This is a genomic window from Paenibacillus sp. AGC31 (assembly GCF_057334655.1).
In genome coordinates this window covers 376062-392297 of sequence record NZ_JBHFJH010000001.1, presented here as the reverse complement: position 1 = coordinate 392297, position 16236 = coordinate 376062, and the positions used below count along the sequence as shown (strand labels likewise).

Annotated in this window: 15 protein-coding genes; 13 read left to right on the top strand and 2 right to left on the bottom strand. The window is 47.0% G+C overall.

Going from position 1 to position 16236, the window contains the following annotated elements; all coding sequences use genetic code 11:
- The first annotated feature begins 75 nt into the window (after window positions 1-75).
- The 5 genes from ACE04G_RS01670 to mmsB all read left to right on the top strand — a co-directional run bounded on the left by ACE04G_RS01670 (window position 76) and on the right by mmsB (window position 7372).
- Window positions 76-1944 carry a cache domain-containing sensor histidine kinase gene (locus tag ACE04G_RS01670; protein WP_449003432.1) on the top strand — a complete coding sequence of 623 codons (1869 nt, stop codon included), beginning with the start codon at window positions 76-78 and terminating at the stop codon, window positions 1942-1944.
- Between the two features lie 8 nt (window positions 1945-1952).
- Entirely contained in the window at window positions 1953-3251 is a 1299-nt protein-coding gene (locus ACE04G_RS01665) for a response regulator (RefSeq protein ID WP_405132468.1), read from the top strand.
- A gap of 316 nt (window positions 3252-3567) precedes the next feature.
- Window positions 3568-4653 (top strand): multiple monosaccharide ABC transporter substrate-binding protein, encoded by a 1086-nt coding sequence (gene chvE, locus ACE04G_RS01660; RefSeq protein WP_221824672.1) that lies wholly within the window; start codon window positions 3568-3570, stop codon window positions 4651-4653.
- Between the two features lie 21 nt (window positions 4654-4674).
- On the top strand, window positions 4675-6240 hold the full coding sequence (gene mmsA, locus ACE04G_RS01655) for a multiple monosaccharide ABC transporter ATP-binding protein (protein WP_047844003.1): 1566 nt from the start codon (window positions 4675-4677) through the stop codon (window positions 6238-6240).
- Entirely contained in the window at window positions 6209-7372 is a 1164-nt protein-coding gene (gene mmsB / locus ACE04G_RS01650) for a multiple monosaccharide ABC transporter permease (RefSeq protein ID WP_036674453.1), read from the top strand. The genes mmsA and mmsB overlap by 32 nt, the downstream gene beginning before the upstream one ends.
- Before the next feature lie 69 nt (window positions 7373-7441).
- Here the strand turns inward: mmsB and mgtE are convergent, their stop codons facing one another.
- On the bottom strand, window positions 7442-8812 hold the full coding sequence (mgtE, locus tag ACE04G_RS01645) for a magnesium transporter (RefSeq protein ID WP_221824670.1): 1371 nt from the start codon (window positions 8810-8812) through the stop codon (window positions 7442-7444).
- 189 nt (window positions 8813-9001) lie between these two features.
- On the opposite strand from mgtE, the gene ACE04G_RS01640 reads away from it, so the two are divergent.
- The 8 genes from ACE04G_RS01640 to ACE04G_RS01605 all read left to right on the top strand — a co-directional run bounded on the left by ACE04G_RS01640 (window position 9002) and on the right by ACE04G_RS01605 (window position 15145).
- Entirely contained in the window at window positions 9002-9706 is a 705-nt protein-coding gene (locus tag ACE04G_RS01640) for a DNA alkylation repair protein (protein WP_221824669.1), read from the top strand.
- A gap of 42 nt (window positions 9707-9748) precedes the next feature.
- A complete protein-coding gene (locus ACE04G_RS01635; RefSeq protein ID WP_221824667.1) occupies window positions 9749-10303 on the top strand; it encodes a methylated-DNA--[protein]-cysteine S-methyltransferase in 555 nt (184 codons plus the stop codon).
- 218 nt (window positions 10304-10521) lie between these two features.
- Window positions 10522-11748 (top strand): amidohydrolase, encoded by a 1227-nt coding sequence (locus ACE04G_RS01630; protein WP_221824788.1) that lies wholly within the window; start codon window positions 10522-10524, stop codon window positions 11746-11748.
- 128 nt (window positions 11749-11876) lie between these two features.
- Window positions 11877-12287, top strand: a complete 411-nt coding sequence (locus tag ACE04G_RS01625; RefSeq protein WP_339305374.1) for a GNAT family N-acetyltransferase — start codon at window positions 11877-11879, stop codon at window positions 12285-12287.
- 28 nt (window positions 12288-12315) lie between these two features.
- Window positions 12316-12744 carry a GNAT family N-acetyltransferase gene (locus tag ACE04G_RS01620; RefSeq protein ID WP_221824663.1) on the top strand — a complete coding sequence of 143 codons (429 nt, stop codon included), beginning with the start codon at window positions 12316-12318 and terminating at the stop codon, window positions 12742-12744.
- A gap of 41 nt (window positions 12745-12785) precedes the next feature.
- Window positions 12786-13523, top strand: coding sequence for a DUF1361 domain-containing protein (locus ACE04G_RS01615; RefSeq protein ID WP_221824660.1), 738 nt, complete (start codon window positions 12786-12788; stop codon window positions 13521-13523).
- A 421-nt stretch (window positions 13524-13944) separates the two neighbouring features.
- On the top strand, window positions 13945-14889 hold the full coding sequence (locus ACE04G_RS01610) for a GNAT family N-acetyltransferase (RefSeq protein ID WP_221824658.1): 945 nt from the start codon (window positions 13945-13947) through the stop codon (window positions 14887-14889).
- Window positions 14890-14995: 106 nt separating this feature from the next.
- Entirely contained in the window at window positions 14996-15145 is a 150-nt protein-coding gene (locus ACE04G_RS01605; RefSeq protein ID WP_165790026.1) for a hypothetical protein, read from the top strand.
- 105 nt (window positions 15146-15250) lie between these two features.
- Here ACE04G_RS01605 and ACE04G_RS01600 read toward each other — a convergent pair whose 3' ends face one another.
- Window positions 15251-16153: an ArsR/SmtB family transcription factor gene (locus ACE04G_RS01600; protein WP_221824657.1), complete on the bottom strand. Its 903-nt coding sequence runs from the start codon at window positions 16151-16153 to the stop codon at window positions 15251-15253.
- Window positions 16154-16236 lie beyond the last annotated feature (83 nt).

Below are 16236 nucleotides of genomic sequence, written 5' to 3'. Positions count from 1 at the left end.
AGTCCAGGGCATTGGAGCAGGAGAGCGATTCTCTCAACTTTCAGGAACGGGATTCGGCGTTTACGCTTGCGTAATATGCCCCTTCGCTACCAGCTGATGCTGCTTTTTCTGTTATTCGCCATTGTACCTTCCGTAGGACTTGGGTTGCTTGTGAACTGGACGGTGGAGCGGGTAGTTGAGCGACAGGTTGAAGGGCATACCATGCAACTGATTGGCAAAGTGAATGAAGCTCTGAACAGCAAAATGGAAAATTTGCAAAACATGACCTATCTGATTGCATTTGACCCGGATATTGATGCTTTTATGAACGACAAAATGCCACTGAATGATGATGCAGGTATCGAACCGATGAACATGGACACCAATGCCGAAACGGAGCAAAATCGGTTATATGGCATTAAACAAACCTTGCAGGGGTTCACAACATTGTATCCTGAAATCGCCGGGATTGTTCTCGTCAATGCAAGTGGTGACTATATTAGCAACGAGATGTATCCCCGAGCGGAACAGAGTCTGATTCAGGAAAATTGGTATCAAAAAGCTTCGGCCAATCCGGGCATCTTCATGGTGTTGGGTCAGCCGAAAGAGCGTAATCTCACGACACATGTACGGTACAAGGATGATGAGATTGTATCGGTTGCACGTTCCATAACGGATGAAGCGTCAGGGCGTGTGCGAGGCGTTATTATGATTGATCTTAAACTAAGGTCCGTCTCTCAGGCTGCCCGTAATGTAACCTTGGGGAAATCCGGTTATGTGATGGTGACGGATGCAGAAGGTCAAAGTGTATACAAGCCGGAGCACCCGCTAATAGAACACATTCCCACAGACTGGTTCCCCTCCGGTGAGAGTGGAACATTTACCGCCGATACAGAAGGTGGAACGTTATTATTCATGTATCAGTCGTCTACCTTTACGGGTTGGAGAACGGTAGGGGTATTTCCCACAAGAGACTCGATATCCGAAGTACGCCAAATCCAGTTTTACGTGGTTAGCTTTGTATTTGTGGTGTGTTTGTTTGGCCTGAGCGCCTCTTTATGGTTCTCCCGTTCCATTGCTCAGCCCATTTTTCGGCTCATGTCCTACATGCGCAGGGCGGAGACCGGCAATCTCAGACCAGGCCGCTGGAGTGATCGCGCTGACGAGATTGGCATGCTTGGCAACAGTTATAACCGAATGCTGGCACAGATTCGAGAACTGATATCACTTAATGAATTGCGGGAGCGGCAGAAGCGTGACGCTGAGATGCGAAGTTTGCAGGAGCATATCAAACCACACTTTTTGTACAATACCCTGGATACGATTCATTGGATGGCACGCAAAGAGGGTGCAGAAGATGTATCCGGCATGGTAGGCGCGTTATCTCGATTATTTCGCATAGGGCTTAGTAAAGGACAGGATTACATTCCGCTGCATTCCGAGATTGAGCATATGACCAGCTATCTGCAAATTCAGCAGACACGATACCGCGATCGTCTTCAGTATACATTGAATATTCCAGAGGATCTGCGGAACCTTTTTGTGTTAAAGCTGCTGCTTCAGCCCCTAATAGAGAATGCAATCTATCATGGAATCAAGGGCAGACGTGGGCCGGGACACATTCGGGTGGAGGCCAGATTGGAACATAACAGACTGCTGCTGACCGTTCAGGATAATGGAGCAGGAATGTCCAACGAACGGCTTGCCGAGATGCAACAGCTGCTCGAAGCTCCTTTGGCCAGTTTGGAAGCGTCTTCGCCTGGGATGACAGGCAAAAGTTATGGAATGTTGAATGTGCAGGCCCGTCTCCGGCTGTCCTTTGGTGACGAGTACGGTATTGTGCTGGAGAGCCAGGAAGGTGAAGGAACGAGTGTGACCATCATTCATCCGTTGATGCGGGAGCTCCCACCAACCAAGCAAATCAATAACGAAGAGAGGCAGGAGAGTGAATGGGAAAATTCATGAAGTCGACCGTGACAACTTCCACTGAAACAGATGAGACACCCGCTTCAGCCACGGTAATGGAGATTACGCAGGATAGCGATGTGGCGAAGAAATACCGCGTGCTCATCGCTGATGATGAACCGATCATTCGTGAGGGGATTCGAGATGCCATTGACTGGGCAACGCTTGGGATGGAGGTTGTTGGTGAAGCGGAAGATGGCGAGGAAGCGCTGGAACGGGCGGCTGACTTGGGTGTGGATATTGTTCTCGTTGATATGAATATGCCATTCCTGAACGGTATCGAACTAATCCGTGCCCTTCAGCAGAAGTGCCCGGGCTGTCGTTACCTGATCATCTCGGGACATGATGAATTTGCATATGCGCAGGAGGCGGTTCGTCTTGGCGTAGAGGATTACATCTTGAAGCCTGTGCAAGCAGAACAATTATATGCTGCACTTGAGCGATTGCATCAGCGACTTACTGAAGAGCACCAGAGGACGGCATATGTACAACAGGCAGCTCATCAGATTGAACGTAATATCCCGTTGCTTCGCCAGCGATTTATGCTGGAGTGGCTGGAGGGGCAGGCTGAAGGAAGGGATCTGACGGAGCAACTTGTGTTTTTACGGCTGCCCGCCGTCCCACCTGTGCAGATCGGGGTCGTACGCTGGCCTGCCGCTGAAGCTCGTCAGACGATACTGAGAGAGAATGATCGTCAGTTGTTTCTGTTTGCAGTGGAAAATATAATTAGTGAACTGCTGGGGGACGTGCCACATGTCCTGTTTCGGGACGTAAGCGGCTTGATCGGCATGTGTCTGTGGCAGGAAGCTCCTGAAGAAATAGAGTCTCTATTGGAACAACAGATCAGTTCTTGCCTGAATATTGCCATTCATGCTCATGTGGCGACACATGCAGGGACACTGGAAGAAACGCCCGATACGTACCGTCATTGCCGTGAACGGGTTTACGGGGAAGTGCAGTTGTCGCCTCTGGTTCGCCGGGCAAGACAACTTATTCACGAAGAGTATGCCGATCGGGAACTGACGCTGGAATCGCTCGCTTCCCGTCTACAAGTATCTGCTGTATATCTTAGTCGTGTGCTGAAGAAAGAGCTGAATGATTCCTTTGTCACGCTTGTCACGCATGCTCGCATTCGCAAGGCTATACAGCTGTTGGACTCAACAACACTGCCGATCCACACCATAGCTGAGCGTGTAGGTTATGATACCCAGCATTATTTCAGCACTGCGTTTAAGAAAACAATGGGCATTTCACCAGTGCAGTATCGAAAGAACGGGGGGACAGCTTATCATCCTTCCGCGAATTAAATATCGCATTACAGTTGTTCATTCAGACGTGTGATAAATGAGATGGATATGTTCTACTTCGTGTGAAGCGAAGTGGAGCATGTCTTTTTTTGATTCTGGTATGGTTTCTCATGGGTCACACTTGTATTTTAAGCGTTTCCATCAAAAGTTGAATTTTTATAAAAAAGGTTCAAAACGTGCAAAGACCTTGCGGCATCTCGAATGCTACCATTAGTCTCAGACAGGAACAGCAAGCAACAGGATGCACTACATGCATTGTAAGCGTTATCTTATAACTCATTCAGAACCGTATGACGTGAGGAAAGGGGAACTTCATATGAAAAAAGGAGCAATGCTCATCTGGCTTCTGGTGATGACCTTGATGCTCTCGGCCTGCAATCTGGCAGAGAGTGGTCCAGGCAGCAAAGACAAGGGATATGTCGGTATATCGATGCCAACCAAATCATCAGAACGATGGGTGGGAGACGGGGAGAACATGGTCCGTCTGTTTCAGGAGCAGGGGTACAAAACCGATCTTCAGTATGCTGAGGATGTGGTCGAAAATCAGATTTCACAGATTGAAAACATGATCACCAAAGGTGTGGATGTGATGGTCATCGCGTCCGTGGATGGCAACACATTAACGGATGTAATCAAGAAAGCGCATGACGAAGGGATACAAGTGATCTCGTATGATCGGCTCATTCGCAATACGCCATACTTAACCTATTACGCCACGTTCGACAATTTTAAGGTGGGTGTGCTTCAAGCCTCCTACATTGAACAAAAGCTTGGACTCAAGGATGGAAAAGGACCGTATAACATTGAGCTGTTTGGTGGCTCTCCTGATGATAATAACGCCTATTTCTTCTTCGACGGTGCGATGTCTGTGCTGAAGCCGTACATCGATTCCGGCAAACTGGTGGTACGCAGCAAGCAGATGACGATGGCCCAGATTGCGACCTTGCGCTGGGACGGGGCACTGGCCCAGTCACGGATGGATAACCTGCTGAGTGCGTATTACTCGGGTGATAATCTGGATGCAGTATTATCTCCTTATGATGGAATCAGTATTGGTATCATTTCATCCTTGAAAGGGATTGGTTACGGTACTTCGAACAAGCCGCTACCCGTTATTACAGGACAGGATGCAGAACTTGCCTCAATCAAGTCCATTGTGGCCGGGGAACAGACGCAGACGGTGTTCAAGGATACACGGAAGCTAGCGGAGAAGACGGTAGAGATGGCCAATAGTATTTTGCAAGGAAAACAGGCGGAAGTTAATGATACAACATCATATAACAACGGAATTGAGGTTGTTCCGGCGTATCTCTTGGATCCGATCTCAGTGGACCGTACAAATGTGGAGCAGGATATCGTTGGTACACAGTATTACACGAAGGAAGAAATCGGACTGAAATAATAAATGAAAGGAGCACATCCCATGGCCGGAATCATTCTGGAAATGAAAAACATCACCAAAACCTTTCCTGGCGTCAAAGCGCTGGAAAATGTCAATCTGAAAGTCCGTGAAGGCGAAATTCATTCCATATGTGGTGAAAATGGCGCAGGTAAATCTACGTTGATGAAGGTGTTGAGTGGTGTATATCCACATGGCACGTATGAAGGTGACATTTTATTTCAGGGCAAAAATTGTGAGTTCAAGGATATTAAGCAGAGCGAGGATCTGGGAATCGTCATTATCCATCAGGAGTTGGCCCTGATTCCCTACCTTTCAATCGCGGAAAATATATATCTGGGCAATGAGCGTGCCAGCAGAGGAATTGTCAACTGGAAGGAAACTTTTGTAGGTACACGGGAACTGCTCTCGAAGGTGGGACTGAGCGAAAATCCAAACACGCTGGTATCCAGCATCGGGGTAGGCAAGCAGCAACTGGTCGAAATTGCGAAAGCGCTCTCCAAAAAGGTGCGGCTGCTTATTCTGGATGAGCCAACCGCTGCGTTGAACGAGGACGACAGTGAAAACCTGCTGCAATTGATGCTGGAATTCAAGAAACAGGGCATCGCCTGTATCCTGATCTCACACAAGCTGAATGAGGTATCCAAGGTATCCGATTCCGTGACCATTTTACGGGATGGCAAGACGATTGAGACGTTGGATATGAAGAAGGAAAAAGTGACGGAGGACCGGATTATTAGCGGAATGGTAGGACGTGATCTCACCAGCCGTTATCCGGAGCGTCATGCCACCATAGGTGAAGTTATCCTTGAGGTAAAGGACTGGACGGTATATCACGAACATCATGCCGAGCGGAAAGTACTGGATCAGATCCATATGAATATCAGACGTGGTGAGATTGTAGGTATTGCCGGGCTGATGGGCGCTGGGCGTACCGAGCTTGCCATGAGTATCTTTGGCAAATCCTATGGCCGGAATATTTCGGGTCAACTCATTAAGAATGGTAAACCGATCCACAACAATACTGTCACAGAGGCTATTCAGAACGGTTTTGCTTATGTGACAGAAGACCGCAAGGAATACGGACTCATTCTGATGGATGACATCAAGCGCAATATTTCCTTGACGGGTCTGAGCAAGCTGACGCGAAACGCAGTAGTGAACGAGCGTGAAGAAGTACTGGTAGCAGAAAAGATGAAGAAAAGCATGAACATCAAAGCACCAAGTATTTTGCAGAAGACCGGTAATCTGAGTGGAGGCAACCAGCAAAAAGTGGTGCTCAGCAAATGGATTTTTGCCGGACCAGATATTCTTATCCTGGATGAACCTACCCGCGGTATTGATGTGGGAGCAAAATTCGAAATCTATACGATCATTCATCGGCTTGCTGCTGAAGGCAAGGGTGTACTGGTAATCTCATCCGAGCTTCCGGAGGTTCTTGGCCTGTGTGACCGGATCTATGTGATGAATGCCGGACGAATCACCGGTGAAGTCAGCCGGGAGCAAGCATCGCAGGAAACGTTGATGAGATATATGACCAAGTCTGGAGGCGGCAAGCATGGAAATGATAACAAAACTGTTCAAAAATAATATCCGTCAATACGGCATGATTATTGCCTTGGTTGTGATTATGCTTTTGTTCGAGGTACTTACAGGCGGGCTGTTGCTCAAGCCGATTAATATTACAAATTTGATTTTGCAGAACAGTTACATTTTGGTGCTGGCGATCGGAATGGTGCTGGTCATCATTACCGGGCATATTGACCTGTCTGTTGGTTCCATTGCAGCCTTTGTTGGTGCCGTTGCTGCGATTATGATGGTTGATTGGCAGCTTCCGGCTTGGCTTGCAGTCATCGCTTCCTTGCTGGTTGGAGCTTTGATCGGTGCATGGCAAGGCTTCTGGATCGCCTATGTGCGGATTCCGGCATTTATCGTGACGCTGGCAGGGATGTTACTGTTCCGCGGCTTGACGATGATCGTGCTGGAGGGGCAATCGATCTCTCCTTTCCCGGGTGGTTTCCAGAAAATAAGCTCTGGCTTCCTGGCGGACATTCAATTCTCAGGTTTTGGTCTGGTATCTATCATTGTGGGTCTTGTGCTCACCGTTTGGTACATTGTCAATGAACTGCGGGAACGCCGTTCCCAGCGAAAATATGGATTTGAAGTCGTGTCACAGGGACTGTTTTTGCTCAAGTTGATTGTGGTGGCTGTTGTGACAAATCTGTTTACGTTTGTACTCGCAAGTTATGCAGGTATTCCGAATATCCTGGTCCTGCTGTTTGTCCTGATCGTTGTGTACTCCTTCGTTATGAATCGTACTGTCATGGGACGGCATGTGTATGCGCTTGGAGGTAATGAGAAGGCCGCAGGTCTGTCTGGGGTCAAAACAAAAAAGGTAACCTTCTGGGTTTTCGTAAACATGGGTACACTTGCCGCGGTATCCGGGTTGATCTTCGCCGCACGTCTGAATGCAGCTACGCCAAGAGCGGGTACCAACTTCGAGCTGGATGCCATTGCGGCCTGCTTCATCGGTGGTGCTTCCGCTTCAGGGGGCATAGGTACGGTATTTGGTGCCATCATCGGTGGTTTGGTTATGGGTGTGCTGAATAACGGGATGTCCCTGATTGGTCTCGGTATTGACTGGCAGCAGGGAATTAAGGGATTGGTACTACTGCTCGCTGTAGCGTTTGATATCTATAATAAAAATAAAAGATCAGCGTAACACTGGATAAAATGAAAAAACAGACCTTGATCTCAGGATCAGGTCTGTTTTGCTGTATGCCCAACTTATTTACATCAAGGCATCGAGGAAACGTGTGGCGATGCCAAAATAGATAAACAGGGACAAGATATCATTCAATGTGGTGATTAACGGGCCAGAGGCAACAGCCGGGTCGACTTTGAAACGACTAAGCAGAAGCGGGATGCATGTACCGGTCAGTGTACCAATGACAAGAGTGAGGAACAGAGATACCCCTATAATGGCGCCCAGCAGCCAGTCCCCTTGCCAGAAATAAGCGATGACAGTAATCAGCAATCCACATACCAAGCCAATCATTATGCCTACCTTGATCTCCCGACCAATCAGTGCGAGTACGGTGGCTTTGTCGAGTTTGCGTCCGATCAGTCCGCGTACCACAACAGCCAGAGACTGCGTTCCTGTGTTACCTGTCATACCTGCAATCATCGGCATGAAAAATGCCAGTGCTACAACCTGATTCAATGTATCCTCGAAAAAATCCACGATACTTCCCGAGATTAATCCAATCAAGAGAAGCAATATGAGCCAGGGAAGCCTGCGTGTGACGGCCACAAGTGGTTTGGTATCAAAGTCGATATCCTTGCTGCCGCCCCCCATCTTGGCCAAATCTTCACTGGCTTCATCCATAATAATATCGATGACATCATCCATCTGAATGATACCGCATAACCTGTGATTTTCATCCACCACCGGAAGTGCAATAAACTCATAACGCTGTAGAAGCTGTGCTGCTTCTTCCTGGTCCATATCTACCGTTGCATGGATCACCCGCCGGGTCATCAGTTCTTCAACCTGGGTCTTATCGTCAGCCAAGGCAAGAGATCGATAACTCACAACACCGACCAGTTTGCCTTCATCATCGGTCACATAGAGGTAACTGGAGGGGGAGATATGCATGGTGCCTTGCGATTGCCGTAGGGCTTCCTTTGCTGTCTCGTGGGAGAGCAGGGTCCGGTACCGATCTGTCATGATGCGTCCTGCCGTCTCCGGCGGGTAATTAAGCACGGATCGGATAATGGCAGAGTGATCCAGATTCATGTTGGACAGCAATTCTTCTCTGCGTTTGGCGGGTAAATCGTGCATGAACCGAATCAGATCACTTTTGTCCATCTGCTGCATGACTTCAAGTGTTCGTTCCGGCCCAAGTCGTTCAAACAGTTGAATCTGTTCGTGCAGCTTCAAGGTCTCGGCGAGATCCGCCAGAGCATCGGGTTTGAACAGGAGCAGAAACCGATTGGTTTCTTCTTCAGGGAACTTTTTATATACAAGTGAGAGGTCGTAGGGATGCAGTTCTTTCACCAATTTATAGAAATCGGGAAGGTTCTGGGATTGTACATGTTGCACGAGTTGTTCGGTGATCTCCTCCACGGAGAAATCTTTCTTGGTATGAGGTCCGTTCATATCGACACTCCTTTCTATTCGGTCAGCTTCATATTTTTAAACGAAATAGGTTGGCGGTTAAACAAATGGAGAAAAAGAGAATACCCAAAATGATATTGTAATCTTGCTCAAACATTCGATATGGGCTTACAAACATTCGCTGCAAGGATATACTTGTTGTACAGCAACAGACGAGGAGGACATGCGCTAGTGGAAGTAGATATCAGAACACAATTGCTCAGCATGGTTGAGCCGGAGTATCAGAAATTCTCGGCTGCACTTATTCCCAACATCACGAATGTACTTGGTGTAAGGTTGCCAGCCTTACGAAAAATTGCCAAGCAGCTTGCCGCCGGGGACTGGCGCACGTATCTGGAAACGGCAGAGGATGAATATTTTGAAGAAGTGATGTTGCAAGCAATGGTCATTGGACATGTACAGGCTGATCTGGACGAACTGTTAAAGGCTATTGAAACATTTGTACCGAAGATTGACAACTGGTCGGTGTGTGACAGCTTCTGTGCGGGACTGAAATATACGAAGGTCCATTCGGAGCCCATGTGGGCGTTCTTGCAGCCGTATCTAAGATCAGATCAGGAATATGAAATCCGGTTTGGTGTGGTAATGCTGTTGAATTTTTATCTGAATGAGCGATATATCGATCAGGTTCTATCCGCATTGGATCAGATTAGACACGAGGCGTATTATGTGAAAATGGCAGTGGCTTGGGCCATCTCAATGGCTTATGTGAAACAACCTGAGGTGACTATGCGTTATCTAAAGGATAATACCTTGGACGATTTTACGTATAATAAGGCACTTCAGAAAATCACGGAATCTTATCGCGTTGATCCGGAGAGCAAGCAGATCATCCGCAGTATGAAACGTAAGGTGAAGAGGCAGGTTACCTCTTAGTCCTAACTTGAAGCATTCCACCGGGGAGAGGGCGATAAACGAATGAGAAATAAGTTGATGTACACCACGATGCAGTTGGACGGTCGTCCATGGGTGCTGCTCGCTACGGAACAGGGATTGTGCCGAGTGGTTATGCCCAACGAAACATTGGAAGATTGGAACGGCTGGATACAAAAAGTTGCACCTGGCGTGGAACTGGAAGAGAACGAGGATGCTCTGAAACAAACAGGTATGATGAACTGGTTGCAGTCCTATTTTGCAGGAGAGCCCATGACTTATACAGAAGCGATCCCACTGGACTTGATCGGAACGAACTTCCAGCAGGAGGTATGGAGAGAGTTAGGGCGTGTGCCTTACGGTGAAATTCGGACCTATGGTGACATTGCCGCTGCGATTGGAAGACCTTCGGCTGTGCGAGCGGTTGGTGCTGCAAATGGAGCCAATCCAATTCCGGTTCTGCTACCGTGCCACCGCATTATTGGGGCTAATCGCAAGCTGACCGGGTTCCGGGGAGGCCTGGAGATGAAGCGCAGACTGCTGGATATCGAACAGATTGAAGGCGTGACCGATGGAGGGCATGCGCGGTTTCATTTTTAATAGACTCGCGTAATCAAGAAGATTAAGGTGAGTGGACGGGGCAGGCACGTATTGTGCCTGTTTTTTGCATGTATATAATGTAGCGTAATACAAACGTTCCGCATATGGAACACCAACGTTTTACGTATTTTTGCCCGGTGAAACCGTATGGTACCATGGATCATAGATCAATCGGTATCCGGGGGACGTAATGCCGGGTAAGAAAAGAGGGAGACATGATGAAACAGGCTTATTGGTTAACAAACGTGACTGTGGAGCGGAGTTATATTCGGGAGGGGGAACAGGTGACGGGGACACGGACAAGCTCCGCTCATCTGCGGATTAAAGATGGAGTGATCGCGGAGATTGTGGAAGGAAACAAACCGTTGTCTAGCGATCTACCACAAGTAGATGGCAAGGGACTTCTGCTGTTACCTTCGTTCGAGGAGGCACATATTCATCTGGATAAAACCTACTACGATGGGCCGTGGAGAGCCGTTAAGCGTATCTCCAGTATTTTCGAACGTATCGAAGAAGAAAAGGTTCTGTTGCCCAAACTGCTACCAGATGCCCAGCGTCAAGCGGAGAGTATTCTGACCTTGATCCAGGGGTACGGCTCCACTCATGTACGTAGTCATTGCAATATTGAACCTGTCAGTGGCTTGAAAAGACTGGAAGCGACGCGGCAGGCTCTGGAATCATTCTCGGGCAAAATCTCTTCCGAGATCGTGGCTTTCCCGCAGCATGGACTTCTTCGCTCCCATTCAGTGGAGCTTATGGGCCAAGCGATGAAGGAAGGGGCAACACATGTGGGCGGACTTGATCCCCATACGGTGGACGAACAGATTGAGAAATCACTGAACGCCATGGTTGAACTGGCTGTTCAGCACCAGGCGGGCATCGATATTCATTTGCATGATGGCGGGCAGGCCGGCAAACAAACGCTGCTGGAACTCGCGAATCTGACCGAAGCCGCAGGGCTTCAGGGTAAAGTTACGGTAAGTCATGCGTTCTGGTTCGGCGGCGCAGACCAGCAGGAAGCAGAAGATATGGCGCAGCGAATGGCCTCGCTTGGGATGAGCATTGCTTCCACGGTGCCCATTGGCAGAACGATGATGCCTCTTCCAATGCTCCGCCGTATGGGTGTGAACGTGAAGCTGGCCACAGACAGCTTGACGGATCATTGGTCTCCTTTTGGCAATGGGGATATGCTTGAGAAAGCGGGACGATTCGCAGAACTGTACGGATATAGTGACGAACTGTCCTTGTCTCAATCTTTGGCATGGGTAACAGGAGGGATTACACCACTGGATTCACAAGGGGAGCAAGTCTGGCCGAAGGTAGGCGACACCGCGAGTTTTGTATTGGTGCATGCGAGTTGTTCGGCGCAAGCCGTTGCGCGGCGATCTGCGCGGCAAGCTGTATGGTACATGGGGCAATTAGTCAGCGGATCAACAACGGATTGAGGAAAATAGAACAGGTGTAGCCACGGGAAACCGTGGTTTTTTGGCATGGGAGAAAAAGAGGAAGGAACTGTTCGCATATACCACATTTTGGGTTATGATGGACGTAGTTAATGAAGGGGGCAATTCCAATGAAGATTGAATATGCAACGGAAGCCGACTATGACTATATCATTGAAAGAGATCGGCATATCCATCAGCCACTTGTGAAAACGAAGATTAGTGAGAAAGAAATATTCATCCTATGGGACGAGGACGAGGGATCAAGAGTTGGATGGATGAGGTACGGTTACTTTTGGGACAACCTTCCCTTCATGAATATGATCTGGATTGATGAACCCTATCGAAACGGCGGATATGGCAAAAAAGTGGTGCATCACTGGGAAAATTTAATGAAGCAACAAGGCTTTGATACGGTGATGACTTCAACGCAATCAGACGAACATGCCCAACATTTCTATCGAAAGCTGGGGTATGTTGATGCTGGGGCTCTGTTGCTCGATACACAACCTTTGGAGATTATATTGACCAAGAAAATTTAGTGGATAAACCTCAAGGAGGGGGAGTTTGATGATAAGAGAAGCGGAAGCTAGAGATGCAGCAGTTATCGAAAGGTTGTATAAAGAATTATTGCCAAACAACTTAAACACGAAGGTACTGGCAGAACGGATTGAAGAGGTTCGGAATAATCCAAACAGTTTTTTGTTTGTGTATCAAATAGGTGATCAGGTGATCGGCACGGCTCATTTACATATTTGTCTGGATGCTTTGGTGGAAAATAGACCATTCGGCGTAGTTGAGCGGGTTATCATTACGGAACATGTGCAGAGCAAGGGATATGGGTCTGAATTGATGAAACATATAGAGCATGTATGTGAGCAGAAAAATTGTGTGAAGGTGTTTCTTACGAGCGGATCATCCAGAAACGAAGCACATCACTTTTATACAAAATTGGGGTACAACGGAGAATCCAGCAAGGCATTTAAAAAGTATTTATAACTTATAACATTCATCAACGAAAAGGAAGTAGAAGCAAAGAAATGAAAGATAACAAACATCCGGTTCAAGATGTCCGACTCATCGTTACTTTGCTCGTGGCTACTTTATGTTGTCTAGGTGTTGTGATGTATTTACGTGCTCAAACAGATACGAATATGTATCGATTTTTAAGTTGGGATATGTTCCTGGCATGGGTACCATTCATCATCTCATCCTGCATTAGATACATGTTTAATAAGAAATTAACCACAACGAGCATGATATGTATGGGGCTGATGTATGGAGTATGGCTCTTTTTTCTGCCCAATGCGGCCTACCTTTTTACGGAGATTCTGCATTCATTCAGATATTTTGATGCTCAAGGGGAAGTTAGATTTTGGGTTAATATTGATTTTTGGTATGGACTCACCCTGACGTTTGCCGTAGCGATCATCGGATTGCTGCTCTCGACTTGTTCGATCATTCAGATCCACGAAATGTTAAACAAATTAATAAATAAGTACATTAGTATGATGGTTGTCGGTGTTATTTTGCTATTGAGCAGTATAGGGGTCTACATTGGTAGATTTAATCGGTGGAATTCGTGGGATGTATTATCCCGACCTGGGAAGATCTTTGTGGATCTTGTGAATGATTTTAATGCAGCGAACAGCATAATGGTTGAGTTTGTCGCCATTGTATTTACGGTTCAACTTTTTGGATACGTTATTATATCCTTGCTAACCGCAAGGTCTGGCAGTTCATCTTCATTGGAAAGGGCAAAGGATCTGAAATTATGAAGGCGATAACGCAGGAAATTACGGAAGAATTGTTGGCTGTGATGGATATGTACCAAAAAAATCGCGCGGCAATTGATCGACCAACTGATACTGGAAACCGATCAGCCTGATCGGGCGGAAATCCTCGCAGGTGCGTACCATCTGCTGACCAATGCGGATGTAATCCACGGAGAAGAAGAATTAACGGGAAATTGGTATTTTGATGTTCACGGCGAGCACTGTATGTTCAAGAATACAGAAACAGGGCAGACATTAGAGGTTTTCCTTGGTAGTCTTCGTATTTCGAGAATCCGTTTAAGGACATGTTGGATTTCTTCGAACGTATGGAAGCACAGCAGGTGTTAATTCATGTTCACGGGGTGGCGTATAGAAAAATGATTTGATTGTTTTTCATTTAATTAGAATTAAGGAGGAATGACGTATGGGGTTAACTGAGTGGTCTACAGATATTCTTCAATATGATCTGTCGGATGAATATTCGATTCGCAAAGCTGATTTTGCCGAATGGGGATTATATTGCACGGTTTATTATGATATGCGTTATGTCGGATTTTTCAGAGAAGAAGAGTTCAGTTCTTCCAAGATCAGTGCGTACTGGATTTACAAAGGTGAAAGCAAAATAGGTGGCGTGAGAATGGAGCCTAACCGGATGTATCATTTATTTTTTGTCCCGCCATTCCAGCAGTGCTTTGAGGTATTGAAGCTTCTGAAGCATAAATTATTACAGTGGTCGGATCGCAGCAAACGTATTCTGACCTTTGAGATTCTTCCAGACCAAGTCGATCTATATGCAAGAGCTGGATTCTGGCCAGTGGAGTTCAGATGTCGCTGGATGCAGCGGCCTACAGATCATTTTGAGATCGAGTGGGACAGCAGGGTAACCGTGAAGAGTCCAGAGATTATTGAAAGTGAAACCGGAAATAGAAAATATGCGAATGAAGATGAGATTGCTCAATGTGACCTGGAGAGTTTTGCAGGAAGTCTTGAAGCTACACGAAGAAAACATACCACGTACGCAGATTTTATTCCAAATGATGACCCTAATTATACGAATGAGATTCTAACTCAGGCATCTACACTTTTATACGATAAGGAAACGGGGCAGCTTATTGCCAACTGTCGTCTTTGTCTGCAGGATAATCAGGCTGCCGTATACAGCATAGGGGTTCGGCCGGCCTATAGAGGAAGAGGGCTGGCTACACTGATGTTACAGAGAGCATTGAATGCGCTTAAGGGTGAGTATCCCGTTCTACGATTGTATGTGATGCAAGGAAATGATGCGGAGTCCGTGTATCTGAATCTGGGCTTTATTCCGGGTGTGCAGGAGATTCAGACGATGTATATTCCTGAGGAGGAATCACAATGAAGGTTGCCCTTTATTTTGAAGGCCATGGAAATCAGTTGGAGAGAGAGGATATAGGGGACAGTGAACGTTCGTAGAACGTGTTCTGATTTGGAAAGGAGAGATGTACATGGGAATGATCATTATGTTGGTGGTGTATCTGTTCCTCGGTATTTATGTTGTGAAAGTTGGAATAGATAACTCAAAAAATAGCCAGCACACCAAAGAAATATTATCAGAATTAAGGGAAATTAAGGACCTGTTGAAAGAACGAGGGTAAAGATTGATTAGGCTTGTGCTTCAAAATTAGCTGAGGAACAGCATTTCCGATGTATCCCTCTCCTGCAGGTCAGGAAAGGGATGGATTCCTGTGCAGTGAGCCGAATTAACTCAATACACGAATAACAATATCCTGATCATGGTTACCAAAACCGGCACCATAGATCGTTAATCCCCCTACGTTGGGGCTTTCCTCGTCAACTGTGAAGCGAAGCGTCCAGAACGGTTCGCTAAGCTTAATATCCGCGAGAGTAACGTCTGACATCCGCTCACCATCCATATACGTACCGGAGGCATCAATGCGGATGGTCTTCAATAATCCATACTGATTCACATTGCGATGCCACCATTCCGGCGTATATTTGCCGCGTGCTGCTCTGCCAAAGTCGGCAGGGCTTGTCCACGTTCCAAGTGAAATGCCATTGAAGGTGAAACGAATATCCGAAGGCCAATGATCTCGCAATCCCGGAGCTTCAGACGCCAGTTCCATCGAAATTTCAATAGCATCAGTTGTCTGATCCGGTAGTACAAAGTTAGGTGTTTTATATTCAACATAGCCCTTCCCAAACCACAAGATAGCGGCGTGAACACGTTCAGGATCAAGGAAGTAACGTGGATCGTCCCATACGCCGATTTCTTTCTCAAGTGTTCCTAGCCCACAGGTAGGGTGAATATCAAAAGCAGTGTAGTGTCCCACGGCTATCGTCTGTTCTCTGGTTCGTGAAGTTTGGCTTGGGGATGGCAGCTCGATCTCAATCTGATTTTGCTTGAGGTAACATAATTTGTGCGTCCCTCCGTTTATCCGAACTCGTCTGCTCCCAATTAGACCCGCATCCTCCAGTTTGCGAATATGCATCGTGACAATGGAGGGGCTAAGCTCTAGGGCTGCCGCAATATCCTTCACATTCATTTCGCGATCTGCAATCATATCCATGATTCTCCATCTGACTTCGCTTGCCAGCGCCTCATATAAAGGAAGGAACTGGGGCTCCCCATTTGCTTTGATCATCTCTACAACTCCCTACCCTCAATCTTCTAAAATCACATATATATTAATTTAATGAAATTAACTCCAAGATGCAATCCAGATTC